Raw genomic sequence first — 14,856 nt, 5'->3', positions numbered from 1 at the left:
CTGTGGTTATGGCGGCATGTCGGCAGAGGTATTTCTCCTCGGGGCGCCACAACTTTAGCGTCATGTCCGTACGGGGCCGGGCGAGAGGAAGAGCACGCGTGACGAGCAGGCGGGTACTGATCACCGGTGCGTCGAGGGGAATCGGTCGTTCGGTCGCGGAGCGGCTGGCCATGACGGGGCATCGCCCGGTGGGGATCGCGCGCACCGCTCCGGAGAGCTTCCCCGGCGCGTTCCATGTCGCCGACCTCGCCGACCGGGCGGACACCGCGGCGGTGCTGGAGGCCGTCGTCGCGGACGGCACCGTCGACGCCGTGGTCAACAACGTCGGCTCGGTCCGGCTCGCCCCGCTGGGCTCGATCGACCTCGACGACCTCGCCGCCCTGTACGACGTCAACGTGCGGGTCGCCGTGCAGGTCGCGCAGGCCGCCCTGCCCGGCATGCGGGCCGCCGGCTGGGGGCGGATCGTCAACGTCACCAGCATGGTCACGCTCGGCACGGCCGGGCGCACCGCGTACGGCGCCGCGAAGGCCGCGCTCGAGGCGTGCACCCGGACCTGGGCCAGGGAGCTCGGCCCGACCGGCATCACGGTCAACGCGGTCGCACCCGGCCCGACGGAGACGGAGATGTTCCGCGCCAACACCTCGGCGGGCTCCGCGGCCGAGGCGCGCTTCCTCGCGGGCATCCCCGTCGACCGCATCGGCACGCCGGCCGAGCTCGCGGCCGCGATCTGTTTCCTGTTGTCGGAGGACGCGGGCTTCATCACGGGCCAGACGCTGCGCGTCGACGGTGGCGGGAGCCTGGCCGCGGCATGAGCCGCATCGGGTCGCGGCGTGGGTCGCGGCACCCAGAGGAGAGCGAGGCGACATGAGGTTCGGGTTCATGCTCCTTCCGCGCGACGTCGACGAGACGCGCGACGTCGCGCGGGTCGGCGACGCCGCCGGGTTCGACTGGATGGGCGTCGCGGACTCGCCGACCGTCTACCAGGAGAGCTATCTGCACCAGCTCGAGGCCGCGCGGGTGTCGGAGCGCATCCGGATCGGGCCGATGGTCACCCATCTCGTCGCACGGCATCCGGTGATCGTCGGAAACCTGCTGGCGACGTTCAACGAGTTCACGGGCGGGCGTGGCATGGCCGCCGTCGGCACCGGGAACAGCGCGGCGCGCGGTCTGGGGCTGAAGCCCGCGACGATGGCCGAGCTCGAGGACGGGGTCGAGGCGCTCGAGTCGTACTGGCGTGGCGAGGGCGCGGCCTTCTCCTCCACCACCTACCCACGCAGCCACATCCCCGGCACCGGGTTCGCGCGCCGGCGCCCGGAGCTGCTCGTCGCCGCCGACGGCCCGCGGGGGACCGCGCTCGCCGCGCGGATCGGCGACGGGCTCCTCTACGGGGGGACGCTGGATCCGGAGGTGCTGACGCGGCGCCTGCAGGTCGTCCGGGCGACGGATGCGACGCGGTCGGTCTGGCTCGCGCCCAGCGCGTCGGTGTGCGCGACCAAGGACGAGGTGCGCGACGACCTCGGTGCGATGATCGTGGCGATGGCCAACCGGGCCTTCCGCGGCGATCTCTCGGACCGCAACCTGCCGCCCGAGATCGAGCGCGACGTGCACGAGATGTGGCGCCGCTACGACTACGCCTTCCACGCCGACAACACCCGTCCGGCCAACCTGGATGTCGTGACCCCGGCGCTGTCGGACCACCTCATCGACCACATGTGCGTGTGGGGCGACGAGGACCGCTGGCGGGCCCGGCTGGACCTGCTCGAGTCCCAGGGCTGCGACGGTGTCATGTTCATCATGGGCCAGGCCGACCAGGCCGCCGCCCTGCGTGGGATCGCCGAGCGCCTCGTCGCGCTGGGCCGCCTCCCCACGTCGGCCACCGCCTGACCCCGGCCACGGGTTCGGCGGCCCCGGCGCCGTGCCGTCGGCCGCACCCGACGACGGCGACCGAGTCACCGCGGGGGTCAGATCATGGTGAGCAGCATGCTCGACATGCCGATGCCCATGAGGACCTGACAGGTGGTGTCGACGCGGCCGATCGCCGGGCTCGGCGTCCCCGGCGGTCCCGGGATCGGCGGTCCCGGGACGGGCGGTACCGCGCACCGGTAGGTCGACGCCGCGACGCAGCCGACCGCGAGGAGCGTCACCGCATCGGCCACGAGTCCGCCGAGGGGGCCGGCGCCGGAGTGGTCTCCGTGTCCGGCGGCCGGGACCACCATCGCGGCGGTCATCCACGCCATCGCCGCGTTCATGACGAGATGGGTCGTGGCGCTGCGATCGCCCCGCGCGCGGAGCCGGTAGGCGAACCCGGCGGCGGCGAGGCTGAAGGGGACGGCCGGGGCGATCCCCAGCAGGACCGACGAGCCGCCCGTCCACCCGTGCACCATCGCGATCATGCCGAGGCTCATGACCAGGTGGGAGAGGCTGTTCAGCCGGCCGCACCCGGGCGCGCCGGCGACGAGCCGGACGACGGGCTGCGCCCCGGTGACGGCGAAGACGGTGGTGAACACCCATGCGCCGGTCGGCAACCCGTCACCGCTCCCGCGGCCGCGCGGGTCGACCGCCGGCTACAGCGCGGACGGGTGCGGGCACAGCGGCGTCACCGCGATCGTCATGAACGGGAACAGGGGCAGGTTCCAGAGGATGTCGTGGAGCTCGTCGGTGGAGCCCACGTCGAAGACGCTGACGTTGGAGTACCTGCCGACGACCCGCCAGATGTGCACCCACCGGCCCTGCTCCTGCAGGTCCTGGCAGTACGCCTTCTCCCGCGCGACCAGGTCGGCCCTGACGCCCGGGTCGAGGTCACGGGGAACCTCGACGTCCATGGTGACGTGGAAGAGCATCGAAGGGGAGTCCTCTCGGGAAGTGCGTGGACGGTCGGGCCCGCAGCGGCGGGCCGGGTCCGGCTCCGGGTGCGGAGCCGGACCCGGAGGTCAGGCGCGTTCGAGGACGAAGTCGTACTCGACGGCCCAGCCGTCGGCGGTGCGCGCGGGGTCGAGGACCAGCTCCTCCTTCGTCGCGGAGGCGACGTCGTCGTCGAGCCATTCGCCGCCGGAGAAGTACAGCTGCGTCGTGATCTGGCGGTGTCCGTCGGCGCGCACCATCAGGTGCAGGTGGGCGGGGCGCCAGGGGTGCCAGCCGGCGGCCGAGATCAGCGCACCGGTCGGCCCGTCCGTCGGGATCCGGTACGGGGCGGGCTTGATCGAGGTGATCGCGAACCGGCCCTGGTCGTCGGTGACCACCACGGCGCGCAGGTTGTCGGCCGGCAGGTGGGGTGCGAATCCGGAGTAGTAGCCGTCGGCGTCGGCCTGCCAGAAGTCGACCTCGGCACCGGGGAGGGGGTTGCCGTCGAGGTCGCGGACCTGCCCGGTGAACAGCAGCTTCTCCCCCTTCTCGTCCTCCCGCATCGGCAGGGTCGCCACCGAGGGCAGCCGGGTCTGTGCGGGCAGGTAGTACGGGCCCTCGATGGTGCCGACGGTGCCTTCCTGCGTCCTGGCGGCGACCTTCTCGACCTCGTGTTCGACGAAGACGTCGAGGAACAGCGGCCATTCGCCGCCCTCGCCGACGTCCATCAGCCAACGCTTCGCGGCCTGGAACTCCGGATAGGTCACCTCTTCCTCGCGCACGACCTGGTGGATGGCATCGAGGACGCGTCCGACGACCCGGGCCGTGCGCTCCTGGCTCGTCGCGGCGGGCCCGCGACGCTCGGAGCTGGCGCGGAACACCTCGGAGGCGCTGGCGCCGGAGCCGGCGGCGGTGGGTGACGGGGTGGTGGTGGTGGTCATGCTGGTCCCTTCGTCGAGAAGTGGTGGTTCGTCCCGGTCAGCGGGCGTCGGTCCGGTAGTGGCGGAGCTTGTCCTCGTCGATCTCGATGCCGAGCCCGGGCGCCTGCCGCACCCGGACGGTCCCGTTGCGGATCTCCAGCGGTTCGGTGAGCAGGTCGTCGCTCATGTCCAGGAAGTTCGACAGCTCGCCCGCCCGACGCGAGGTGCCCTCGAAGGCGGCACCGAACGCGAGCGAGCAGAGCGACCCGATCTGCCCGTCGATCTGGTTGCCGAGCACCACCTCGACCCCGAGGCCCTCGCACTGGGCGAGGATGCGGTGCGACCCGGTGAACCCGGTGCGCGCGGTCTTGATGCTGATGCCGGTGGCGGATCCGCCGAGCAGCTCGCGGGTGACGTCGCCGGGGGTCGGTGCGCTCTCGTCGGCGAAGATCGGGACGGGGCTCTGCGTCACCAGCCAGCGGCGCCCCAGTACGTCGTCGGCGGGGCACAGCTCCTCGGCGAACTGGAGGTCGATGTCGGCCAGTGCCCGCAGCGCCCGTGCCGACTCGATCGGCGTCCAGCCCCGGTTCCCGTCGATGTAGATCTCGGCGTCCGGCATGGCCTCGCGGAGTGCGCGGCAGGCGGCGACGTCGAGTCCGACGGGCCGCCGGCCGACCTTCACCTTGAAGGTGGTGATGCCGTGGTGCTCCTGCATCCGGCCCGCCTCGGCGACCATCTCGGCCGGCTCGGCGAACCCGACCATGTGCGAGACGCGCATCCGGTCGCCGAACCCGCCGAGCAGGTCGGTCACCGGGACGCCGAGAGCCTGTCCGACGATGTCCCACAACGCCATGTCGATGGCGGCCTTGGCGGTGGGGTTGCCGACGGTCCGGTCCAGGCGGACGCGGACCTGTTCCCGGTCGAGGGGGGACAGGCCGACGACCTGGGGGGCGAAGACGGTCGTCACGATCGCGACGATCGATTCCTGAGTCTCGCCGTAGGTGAACGGGCGTGGCGGCGCTTCCGCGGTTCCGACCAGGCCGTCGTCGGTGTGGACCCGGACCAGGACGTGCTCGGCGTCGGAGACGGACCCGGACGCGAACCGCAGCGGCTTGCGGTAGGGGATCGCGAAGGGGATCGCCTCGATCTTGCTGATCTTCATGACGTGCCTTCCTGACCGCGGCGGGTCAGCGTCGGATGAGCGGGCTCCGGACGACGTTCGACCCCGCCGCGCGGTCGGCGGAGTCGAAGAAGTCCTCGCGGTAGATGTTGCGGGGGAAGAGCCTCGCCTTCATGAGCGCCTTCATCGTGTCGCCCACGAAGGCCGGGCTGCCGCAGATGTAGGCGACGTTGCCCGACGCCCGTGGGTAGTCCTGCGCGAGCAGCGCCGGCACCCGTCCCGTCCGGCCGTCGAACTCCTCCTGGGACAGCGCGGGGCGGTAGGTGAACCACTCGTGGGTGTCGGCGAACTCCTGCAGCCAGGTGTGCTCGTAGAGATCGGCGGCGGCGGGGACCCCGTGGTAGAGGACGACCTCGTGGCCGCTGTCGATGTTCTCGATGTGCCGGAGCATCGCCTTCATCGGGGCCAGGCCGGTGCCGCCGGCCAGCATGAGGATCGGCTCGTCGCGCGCGGCGCGCAGGAAGAACTGGCCGTAGGGCCCGGACACGGGCACGACGTCGCCGACCGCGAGGTCCTTGAAGATCCAGCCCTCGGTCGCGGCGCCGTCGGGCGAGCGCTTGACGTGCAGCTCGATCGTCGTCGTGTCCGCCGGGGCGACGGCGAGCGAGTACGGCCGGGTCTCACCGGCCGGGGTGGTGAGCTGCACGTACTGCCCGGGGTTGAACGGGATCGGCCGGTCGAGCCGAAGCCGCAGCCGCCGCACCGTGGGTGCGACGTCCGTCAGCTCGACGACGGTGCCGGTGTAGTCCCGCACCGGGTGGACGTCGATCCCGTCCTCGACGTCCACCTCACCCTCGATCGTCACGTCGCTGCGTGGTCTGGCGACGCACAGCAGCGCCGCGCCCTCCTCCCGCTCGCTGTCGAGCAGGGCGTAGGGGGAGGCGTCGCCGAGATCGAGCTCGCCGTCGAGGACCTGGGCCTTGCAGGTGCCGCAGGTCCCGTGGGTGCAGGCGTGCGGCAGCCAGATGCCGTCCCGCAGGCAGGCGTCCAGGACCGTCTGGTCCTCGCGGCACTCGATCTCGGCACCGATCGGTTCGACGGTGATGGTGTAGGTGTTCATGGCGGATCCTCAGGCCGAGAAGTGCAGCATCGCCTTGTGCCCGACGCCGAGGTCGGCGAGCGACTTGTCGTCGGCCACCTGCAACGGCTCGTCGAACAGCCGCCATCCGGTGATGGCGGAGGCGTCGAAGTCGGGGTCGGAGCCGGCCCACGGCACGACGATCCCGGCGACGAACTCGCCGAACGGGATGGTCTTCGGCGCGCGGAAGCACGCGGCCGAGCTGAACAGCGGGTTCCCGTCCCAGTGCACGTACACGAGCTGGTCGTCGCCGAAGTTCTCGGCGCGGTCGGCGGACGGGAACTCGTAGTCGTAGAGCGCCTTGACGGTCATGGTCAGCCCCCCTGCTTCGGTGCGCCGGCGTGCCACTCGGCCCACGAGCGCTGGTCCGGCGAGCCCTTGTACTCGCCGTTGTCGCCCTCCTGGATCCCGTACCAGTCGAGCACCTCCGGCACGCTCGGCCCACCGCAGTTGCCCTGGTAGATCTGGTGGACGGGCAGCCACGCCTGGACGAACTTCTCCGGCTCGCGGTCGAAGATCCACTTGCAGCCGTTCGAGCAGGTGTGGAAGGTCTCGCCCCTGAACTCCGACGTGCGGAACGAGATCGCCGTCGGGTCGTCCGGCTCGGTGAAGGCCATCGGGATCTGGCAGACCTGGCACAGCTGGGGCAGACCCTGGAAGAAGATGCGGCCACCCGCGGCCTCGGTGCGCGCGTGCTTGTCCCACACCGGCTTGTAAAGCGCGTCGTAGCTGGTCGGGTACTGCTCGGACAGCCACGCCGAGTGCTCCTCGGTCGGGGTCTGGGTCGTGAACGCCGCCGCGAAGCTGAAGTTGTGCAGGATCTTGTACACCTGGTGCGACAGGTGGTCCTTCTCCGCGATCGCGTCCTCGACGTGGCGGGGCGGGGTGATGCCGTAGAACTCCAGGTCGGGGAACAACCCGCCCAGCATCTGGTCCTCGAAGTAGAGCTCGAACGCTTCCTTCCAGCTCATGACCGGCTTGGGGAGCATGTAGTCCATCATTCCGGCGACCAGCGCCGACATCCGGTACGCCCGCCAGAACCACTTGTCGATCCAGGCCTGGATGATCGGGACGTTGCCCTCGTCCTGCTCGAGCAGGAACTTGATCGCCTCGAGGCCGAGGGTCATGTGCCTGCTCTCGTCGGACTGCGCGGAGAAGCCGAAGGACATCGTCGGCATGTCGCCGTTGAAGCTCGCGCCGCTCATGAACGGCACGAACAGCAGGTTCGTCAGCAGGTACTCGAAGCTGAACGAGATCGAGATCAGGAACTCGAACGGCCCGGCGGTCATCGCGTCGTCGAACAGCGACTTCGGCACCGACAGGTACCAGACCCGGTCGTGCATCTTCGACCAGCTGTGGAAGCCGCCGTAGTACTTGTTGTAGTTGCTGATCGTGTGGATCTGGGTCTGGCAGTGGCGCAGCTCGTCGATGCTCTGGCACAGCGCGGCGAAGCGCGGGGCCGGGCCCTCGAGGTGGCGCGCGAGGTACGCGAAGTGCCGGTGTGCGGCGTACTCGAGCGGCGTGACGCCCTGGATGAACAGTTTGATCGCGTTCAGGTAGGAGGCGTCGGCGAGGCCGAGGTGGCCCTGGCTCTGGGCGAAGCTGTCCAGGACCGCGTAGAGGCGCTTGTCCTTCTCCGCCTGGTACTTGTAGTACGCGTCGACGGTCAGCCGGAACGGGTCCTGCCAGCCGTCCCAGTCGTGGATCTTGATCCCCTCGTACGAGGTGTGCGGGAACAGCTTCTCGCGCTCGACGTAGGTCGGGTCCCAGTCGAGGTCGCGGGTGAGCAGGGCGTAGCGCTCCTTGAGGGGGAGCCTTTTCGCGCGGGGCTTGGCCTGGGTCATCTCAGTGCTCCCAACTCACGATGATCTGGTCGTCGTCCCACTCGGAGAAGTTGCCGGCGTACGACACGATCGCCAGCTGGAACTCGCCGGTGTCCCATTCGCGGCCGAGCTTGGACTCGACGGTCTCCCGGTTGATCACGATGCGGCCGGCGGCCTGCAGCTTGAGCAGGCCGGGCAGGTGGCGGATGGTCAGCTCGGGGTTGTCGGCCCTGATGGCGTCGACGATCGGCCGGTTCTCCTCGGCGTCCTGGAGGTCGACGCCGACCTGGCGCAGGGTGGCGGTCATGCCGGAACTCCGTTCAGGCGGTCGGTGACGACGGCGGACAGCGCGCCCACCGCCTCCTCCGCGCGGGGTTTCCACGTGGTGGCGATTCGGTCGAGGTGTTCGGTGTTCGACGGTCCGTGCTCGGGGTCGCCGGACCACGCCGAGACGAGCGCGTCGAGCCATCGGCGCTGGTCGGTGAACCAGGTCGTGAGGTACTGGGCGAACAGGCTGTACGCGCCGGCGCCGCCGAGGAGTGCCTTCTCGTCGAGACCCGAGTACATGGCCGGGTACAGCAGCGAGTCGATGTGGTCGATGGCGAGCAGGCCCTCCGCCCAGTCCTCGACGACCATGATCTCCTCGACGAGGCGCCGCAGCGGCTGCAGGTGGGCGCCGTCGAGCCATTCCTGCTTGGCGGTGGTCAGCAGGTCACCGGTGCCGCCGGCGACGGCGATGCCGACGCGGGAGAGCATCTGCGCGTTGCCGATCCGGTCGAACGCCGCGAAGGTGCAGCACTGTTCCAGCGACGTGCCGTAGGCGAACCGGGCGCCGGCGACGGACACGAGCTGGCAGCCGGACTCGTAGTGGCGCAGCGGGAGCACGACCGAGCCCAGGACGCTGCGCCACGCCTCGGGCAGCGTCACCAGCAGGTCGCGGTCCTCGAGGTAGCCGAGGGTCTTGCCGAACTCGTCGTGCAGCGCGGCCCGGTTGGTCACGTACGGGGTGTAGTAGAAGTTGCGGGGGTCGGCGTAGGCGTACGGGTCGGCCAGGCGCAGTGCCGAGTACCGCGGGTCGTACAGCTCGCGGTCCTGCGCCCAGGTCGGGCGGTAGTGGAAGTTCTCGCGAGGCTCGATGTCGAGCGTCGCCTCCTGGTAGCGGGTCGCCGGCTGGTCGCCGAAGCGGTCGACGACGTTCTGGTAGCTCTGGCGCTTGGCTTCGATGACCTGGTAGCGCAACTCGTACTGCACGGGTGGCTCCTGTCGGTTCGGATGGGTCCGGGCGATCCGCGGTGGCGCGGCGTCAGACCGGTGCGATCAGGTTGAGGAGGAGCGCCTCGAGCTCGCCGTCGCCGGCCAGCCTGCGCGGCGCCTCTTCCGGTCGGCCCGTCACGACGAGGCTGACGAGGGCCGAGCGGCCGGACATGACCGTCTGCACGCGGGCGGCCCGGTCCCGGTATCCGAGGGTGAACGCGAGCTCACCAGGGCCCACCTCGTCGTCGAGACGGATGACCTCTCCGTGCTCGCGCAGCACGACGTTCGCCTCCGACACGAGCTGTTCGGCGAGGGAACGGACGATGACCTGGGTGTCGGTCGCCACCGGCACCGGGCCGGGCCTGCTCTGCTCGGTGCCGGTGACCGGGGCGGGCTCGCCGTCGAGAAGTGCCTGGACGGTGTGCATGAACGGCGTCATGTCGGCTCACCGTCGATCGGGGCGGGGAGATGGGGGACAGGCATGTCGGTGATCCTTCGAGACGATGCCGGTCCTCGACGAGGAGGACCGTGACCTGAGTCTCGCGGACGGACTCGGTCGTGGGAAATACAGAAATCGTCCCCACTGAGACCGCTGCCATCTCAATAGCGCGCGGTCCGCACCTTCCGGCCGCCCCCGATGAAGGCCTCCGCACGTGCCCGGACGCGAGCCACGAGCGGCGACTGCTCGTTCACGCGCGTCGCGAGGGCCAGCTCGACCTCCCGCGTCGTGCCCGCGAGCGGTACGTAGCAGGCCCCGGTGATCTGCAGGTGCCGCACCGAGGCCGGGACGAGGGCGACACCGAGCCCGGCCGCGACGAACGAGACCAGCGTCGAGGTCTCGCCGACCTCGTGCATCGCCGCCGGGACGAACCCGGCGTGCTGACAGGCATCCAGCACCGCCTCGTACACGACCGAACGGTTGTGTGACGGATAGGTGATGAAGGCGTCGTCGACCAGATCGGCGAGCCGCACGGGGCCCTTGTCGGCCAACGGATGCTGCGCGGGAAGGACGGCGATGAGTGGTTCCCGGCGCAGGATCCGCACGTCGATGGCGGCGCTGCGGACGGGAGGACGCAGCAGCGCGAGATCCAGCGTGCCGTCCTCCAGCGCGAGCACCTGCCGCGGGGTCAGCATCTCCCCGTAGACGTCCAGCTCGATGCCCGGCAGGTCCGCCCGCAGGACCCGGACCAGCGAGGGCAGCAGGTCGTAGGTCGCCGACCCGGTGAACCCGATGGAGATCCGGCCGAGCAGGCCGCGGGCGACCTGCTCGGCCTCGGTCACCGCGGCGTCGACCGCGGCGAGGATCTCGCGGGCCCGCTGCAGGAACCGCTCCCCGGCCGGCGTGATCTCGACCTTGCGGGTGGTGCGCCGGAACAGCGTCACACCCATCTCGGCCTCGAGCGCCTTGATCTGCTGGGACAGCGGCGGCTGCGCCATCTGCAGCCGCTCCGCGGCGCGCCCGAAGTGCGCCTCCTCCGCGACGGCGACGAAGTACTGGATGCGCCGCAGCTCCACGGCGGCAGAATAGCCTGGTCACGAGGGTGCCGGGCGGCTCGTGCAGCCGCCGCGGCACCCGGCCCGACCGAGCACGGTCCCGGTCAGCCCGCGACCCGGTAGCGGCTGGTGACCGCCACCCGGTTGAAGGCGTTCATCACCGTCGCGAGCCAGGCGACGGCCGACACCTGGTCCGGGGTGAGCACGGCCGCGGCGGCGTCGTAGTCCTCGTCGCCGACATGTCCGTCGGAGATGCGGGTGATCGCCTCGGTCAGGCGGAGCGCGGCACGCTCGGTCTCGGAGAAGTAGCCGGTCTCCTCCCAGCCGGGCAGCACCGCGATCCGGTCGGTGCTCTCACCCTTCGCGAGGGCGTCGCGCATGTGCATGCGCAGGCAGAACGCGCAGCCGTTGAGCTGCGAGCTGCGAATCTTCAGGAGCTCGACGAGCAGCGGGTCGAGGCCCGCCGCGGCGGTGATCTGCTCCACCTCTTCCGACAGGGCGACGAGGGTCTTGTACGGGGCCGGGTGCTGCTTGCCGATGTTGACGCGCTGGCTGGTGGTCATGGTTCCTTCGTCTCCGTCACGTGCGATGTCAGCAGGGAGACGAGATGGCCCGGTCGAACGTGACAACTAGACGTGGCCCAGTTTCTCCGGGTTGATGACCCTCCGGTACGCGGTGATCACGCCGTCCGTGATCTCGACCGTGTCGACGGAGAAGACCCGGCCCTCACGGCGGAACACGAGGGCGAGCTCACCGCCGACCTCGACGAGGTCGATGCGGTCGGGACGCCAGCGGCGCCCCACCCGCACCATCACCTCGGCGACACGCTCACCACCACGGATGAGCTTGCGGGCGGCGAAGGTCTTGCTGCCGCCGTCGGTGACGTAGACGGCCCCCGGGTGCAGCAGCGCGACGAGGCCGGCCAGGTCCCCCGCCTCGTAGGCGGCGCGGAAGGTCGTCAGCACCCGTTCCCGTTCGGCCCTCGACGCCCGCGGCGCGGGCCGGCGGGCCTTCGCCACCCGGCGTCGGCCCCGTGAGCCGAGCTGGCGGGCGTTCGCCTCGGAGACGTCGAGCACCTCGGCGACGCGGCTGAACTCGAACCCGAACACGTCGTGCAGGACGAAAGCCACCCGCTCCGGCGGGCTGAGCTCCTCCATGACCAGCAGCAGCGCCGCACTGACGGACTCGTCGACGAGGACCGGCCCCGACGCGTCCGGCCCGGTCAGCAGCGGCTCCGGCAGCCACGGCCCCACATAGGTCTCCCGACGCGAGCGGGCGCTCCGGAGGATGTCGTACGACCGGCGCGCGGCGACCGTGATCAACCAGGCCCGGAGGTCGTCGACCTCGTGCAGATCCGCGCCCGCCGCCCGCAGCCACACGTCCTGGGTCACGTCCTCGGCATCGGCCACACTGCCCAGCAGCCGGTAGGCGACGCCGAACACCGCGGGCCGATGCGTCTCCCACTCGGTGCCGAGCAGGTCCCGTTGCCCGGACGTTCCCGGCGCAGCGCCGTCTCCCATGCAGATCCCGACCTCCTCCGACGACGTCCGGACAGCCAACATGGACGACAGCCGCCACCGCAACGAGAGCCTCTGCACCGTCCGGGCCGCCCGCAGGCGGCGCGGACCGGGCGCGGTGCCGACAGGTTGACCGCCGTGGCGCACGAACTCATCATGGGCGGGCCGCCGGCCGGACAGTGCGCGAATCCGCCCCCGACCGTTGCGCAGGCCCGTGGAGGTGTCGTGGCGAAGGCTCGAACGCGAAGTGGGAACATCCCCTTCGCCGCAACGAGTTTCATCGGCCGCCGCCGACAGCGACGAGAAGTCCGTGACCGCCTCGCGAGCGGTCGGCTGGTCAGCCTGATCGGACCGGGAGGCGTGGGCAAGAGCCGGCTCGCGTTGCAGGTCGCCGACGAGATCAACCACCTGTTCGAGAACGGCGTCCACCTGGTGGAGCTGGCGTCCGTCGCCGCCGCCGACGACGTTCCCGCCGCAGTCATCGACGCACTCGGGATCGTCGACCGGTCGAACCGTCCGGCCACCGCCATGCTGCTCGAGTTCGTCCGTGACCGCGAGATGCTGCTCGTCCTCGACAACTGCGAGCACGTCCTCGACGGCGCCACCGCCCTGGTCGACGACATCCTCCGGCACGCACCCTCGACCCGCATCCTGGTCACCACGCGGGCGTCGTTGACGGTGACGGAGGAGTTCCTCTATCCGGTCCCACCGCTCACCGTTCCCGGCGACGCGGAGCCTGCCACCGTCGAATCGCTGCTGCAGTTCGAGTCGGTCCGGCTGCTCCAGGAACGCGCGGAGGCCGCCTCACCCGGATTCGTGCTCGACGAGCGCAACGCCGCCGCGGCGGCGAGGCTGTGCGTCCAGCTCGAGGGAATCCCGCTGGCGATCGAGCTCGCGGCCGCCCGGACGCGCATCCTCTCGCTCGAGCAGATCCTCGAACGCCTCGCCGACCGCTTCGGGCTGCTCACGACCGGTAGCCGATCGGCCGCCCCGCGCCAACAGACCCTTCGATCGCTCGTCGACTGGAGCTTCGACCTCTGCACGGAGCCGGAACGCCGGCTGTGGGCGCGACTGTCCGTGTTCGCCGGCGGGTTCGACCTGGCCGCCGCCGAAGCCGTCTGCGGGGAGGGCGGCGACGCGGCGGGTCGCGGTGGGACGGCGTCCACACTCGACCTGCTGAGCTCCCTCGTCAACCAGTCCGTGCTCGACGTCGAGGGCCGGGAGTCCACGATCCGCTTCCGGATGCTGGAGACCATCCGGGCCTACGGTGCGGAGAAGCTCGCCCTGGCGGGGCAGGCCGACGCGATCCGCGAGCGTCACCGGCGCTACTTCCTCGACGTCGTCCGCGGCCTCGAACGGTCCTGGTGCGGGCCGGGGCAGGCCTCGGCGGCGAGATGGATGCGCGTCGAGCGGGAGAACCTGCGCGCCGCATTCGACTCCGCCCCACCCGGCGGCACCTACCAGCTGGAGCTGGTCGCGGGACTGCGCTACCGCTGGTACGCGGACGGCCACATCGCCGAAGGGCGCCGGTGGGCCGACGAGGCGCTCGATGCGCCCGGTGCCGCCCCGGAGCCCACGCCGTCCCGGACGACAGCGCTCTGGGTCGCGGCCAGGGTGTGCCTCCTGCAGGGCGACCACGAGGCGGCGACCCGCCGGCTCGACGAGTGCGAGGCGGCGGCGGCGCGGCTGCAGCTCGACGACGCCGCGGCCCACTGCATCGGACTGCGGGGGCTCGCCGCGCAGCTCCGTGGCGACCTCGCCGAGGCGGAGCGCCACTTCGCGGTCGCGGTCGGCGCCCTGGCCGGTGTCGGTGAGGTCGCGGAGTGGTTGATGGCGTCGTTCGAGTACGCCGTCGTCCTGTCGTTGGGCGGCCGCAGCGAGGACGCCGCGGCCGTGAGCACGCCGGCGCTCGCCGTCAGCCGCGACCGCGACGAGCGCTGGGCCCGCTCCTACCTGACGTGGAGCCGTGGCCTCGACCAGTGGCTGCACGGCGAGGTCGCCGCCGCCGACGCCACCGCACTCGACGCGCTCCGGGAGCACCGCACGTTCGATCCCTCGCTGGGCACCGCGTTGATGACCGAACTCCTGGCCTGGACGGCCGGATCGACCGGGCAGCTCGACCGCGCGGCCCAGCTGATCGGGGCGTCGCACAGCCTGTGGCGACGCACGGGTACGGAGCTGGCGGCGTTCGGGCCGCAACTCACCGGCTTCCACGCGGCCTGCTGCGACCGGCTCGAGAAGACCATGTCCGCACGAGCGCTCACGGCGGCGCTGCGGGCGGGGGCGAAGCGATCCCCGACCGGCATCATCGCCCATGCGCTGGCTGAACGCAGCGCTGGTGGGACCGGCGAGGACGTCGCGCCCGCATTGACGAACCGGCAGCACGAGATCGCGGAGCTGATCTCGAAGGGAATGACGAGCCCGCAGATCGCCGACGCCCTGGTGATCTCCGCACGCACCGTGGAGAGCCACGTCGAGGCCATCATGACGCGCCTCGGCTTCGCCTCCCGCAGCCAGATCGCCGCGTGGTACGTCGGACAGTCCTCCTGACCGGGCCACGAAACCGCAGGTAGGAGCCGCTCCGTCACGCGTCGGACCGGCGACGCCGGGTACGGACGTCCGCGACTTCCGTACCCCCCACCGTGATCTCACCCATGTGCGTGGCCCCACGGTGACGAGGATTACAGGGGCCGAGCCGCTACGCCGCGTGTCCGACGACAGGCGACGAGCGCCCTCGCGGAACAGTCCA

General features: G+C 71.1%; 16 protein-coding genes. 3 read left to right on the top strand and 13 right to left on the bottom strand.

Annotated elements, in window-relative coordinates; all coding sequences use genetic code 11:
* Positions 1-8 precede the first annotated feature (8 nt).
* Both AB7F12_RS00695 and AB7F12_RS00690 read left to right on the top strand, forming a co-directional pair.
* On the top strand, positions 9-812 hold the full coding sequence (locus AB7F12_RS00695) for an SDR family oxidoreductase (RefSeq protein ID WP_428517830.1): 804 nt from the start codon (positions 9-11) through the stop codon (positions 810-812).
* Between the two features lie 52 nt (positions 813-864).
* A complete protein-coding gene (locus AB7F12_RS00690) occupies positions 865-1,884 on the top strand; it encodes an LLM class flavin-dependent oxidoreductase (RefSeq protein ID WP_428496878.1) in 1,020 nt (339 codons plus the stop codon).
* 77 nt (positions 1,885-1,961) lie between these two features.
* Here the strand turns inward: AB7F12_RS00690 and AB7F12_RS00685 are convergent, their stop codons facing one another.
* The 13 genes from AB7F12_RS00685 to sigJ form a co-directional block, all read right to left on the bottom strand.
* Positions 1,962-2,507: a DUF5134 domain-containing protein gene (locus tag AB7F12_RS00685; RefSeq protein ID WP_428516408.1), complete on the bottom strand. Its 546-nt coding sequence runs from the start codon at positions 2,505-2,507 to the stop codon at positions 1,962-1,964.
* 57 nt (positions 2,508-2,564) lie between these two features.
* On the bottom strand, positions 2,565-2,840 hold the full coding sequence (gene catC, locus AB7F12_RS00680) for a muconolactone Delta-isomerase (RefSeq protein WP_428496880.1): 276 nt from the start codon (positions 2,838-2,840) through the stop codon (positions 2,565-2,567).
* Between the two features lie 90 nt (positions 2,841-2,930).
* Positions 2,931-3,782, bottom strand: coding sequence for a catechol 1,2-dioxygenase (gene catA, locus AB7F12_RS00675; protein WP_428496881.1), 852 nt, complete (start codon positions 3,780-3,782; stop codon positions 2,931-2,933).
* Positions 3,783-3,819: 37 nt separating this feature from the next.
* Positions 3,820-4,923, bottom strand: a complete 1,104-nt coding sequence (locus AB7F12_RS00670; RefSeq protein ID WP_428496882.1) for a mandelate racemase/muconate lactonizing enzyme family protein — start codon at positions 4,921-4,923, stop codon at positions 3,820-3,822.
* A 25-nt stretch (positions 4,924-4,948) separates the two neighbouring features.
* Positions 4,949-6,001, bottom strand: a complete 1,053-nt coding sequence (locus AB7F12_RS00665; RefSeq protein WP_428496883.1) for an NADH:ubiquinone reductase (Na(+)-transporting) subunit F — start codon at positions 5,999-6,001, stop codon at positions 4,949-4,951.
* Between the two features lie 9 nt (positions 6,002-6,010).
* Positions 6,011-6,331, bottom strand: coding sequence for a phenol hydroxylase subunit P4 (locus tag AB7F12_RS00660; RefSeq protein ID WP_428496884.1), 321 nt, complete (start codon positions 6,329-6,331; stop codon positions 6,011-6,013).
* Between the two features lie 2 nt (positions 6,332-6,333).
* Positions 6,334-7,863 (bottom strand): YHS domain-containing protein, encoded by a 1,530-nt coding sequence (locus AB7F12_RS00655; RefSeq protein ID WP_428496885.1) that lies wholly within the window; start codon positions 7,861-7,863, stop codon positions 6,334-6,336.
* Position 7,864: 1 nt separating this feature from the next.
* A complete protein-coding gene (locus AB7F12_RS00650; RefSeq protein WP_428496886.1) occupies positions 7,865-8,149 on the bottom strand; it encodes an MmoB/DmpM family protein in 285 nt (94 codons plus the stop codon).
* On the bottom strand, positions 8,146-9,093 hold the full coding sequence (locus AB7F12_RS00645) for a phenol 2-monooxygenase (protein WP_428496887.1): 948 nt from the start codon (positions 9,091-9,093) through the stop codon (positions 8,146-8,148). The genes AB7F12_RS00650 and AB7F12_RS00645 overlap by 4 nt, the downstream gene beginning before the upstream one ends.
* 52 nt (positions 9,094-9,145) lie before the next feature.
* Positions 9,146-9,535 carry a hypothetical protein gene (locus AB7F12_RS00640; RefSeq protein WP_428496888.1) on the bottom strand — a complete coding sequence of 130 codons (390 nt, stop codon included), beginning with the start codon at positions 9,533-9,535 and terminating at the stop codon, positions 9,146-9,148.
* Positions 9,536-9,696: 161 nt separating this feature from the next.
* Complete coding sequence (locus AB7F12_RS00635) at positions 9,697-10,611, bottom strand: LysR family transcriptional regulator (protein ID WP_428496889.1); 915 nt, start codon at positions 10,609-10,611, stop codon at positions 9,697-9,699.
* A gap of 83 nt (positions 10,612-10,694) precedes the next feature.
* The gene (locus AB7F12_RS00630; protein WP_428496890.1) at positions 10,695-11,153 is read right to left on the bottom strand and encodes a carboxymuconolactone decarboxylase family protein; all 459 of its coding nucleotides are present in this window, start codon (positions 11,151-11,153) and stop codon (positions 10,695-10,697) included.
* Between the two features lie 66 nt (positions 11,154-11,219).
* On the bottom strand, positions 11,220-12,110 hold the full coding sequence (sigJ, locus tag AB7F12_RS00625; RefSeq protein WP_428496891.1) for an RNA polymerase sigma factor SigJ: 891 nt from the start codon (positions 12,108-12,110) through the stop codon (positions 11,220-11,222).
* On the opposite strand from sigJ, the gene AB7F12_RS00620 reads away from it, so the two are divergent.
* Positions 12,042-14,657, top strand: a complete 2,616-nt coding sequence (locus tag AB7F12_RS00620; protein WP_428517828.1) for an ATP-binding protein — start codon at positions 12,042-12,044, stop codon at positions 14,655-14,657. The two genes, sigJ and AB7F12_RS00620, sit on opposite strands and share 69 nt — an antisense overlap.
* The last annotated feature ends 199 nt before the right edge of the window (positions 14,658-14,856 follow it).

The sequence above is a fragment of the Pseudonocardia sp. genome, assembly GCF_050250275.1.
Taxonomy (GTDB): Bacteria; Actinomycetota; Actinomycetes; order Mycobacteriales; family Pseudonocardiaceae; genus Pseudonocardia.
The sequence above is the reverse complement of the archived record's forward strand: the minus strand, read 5'-3'. Positions and strand labels throughout refer to the sequence as shown.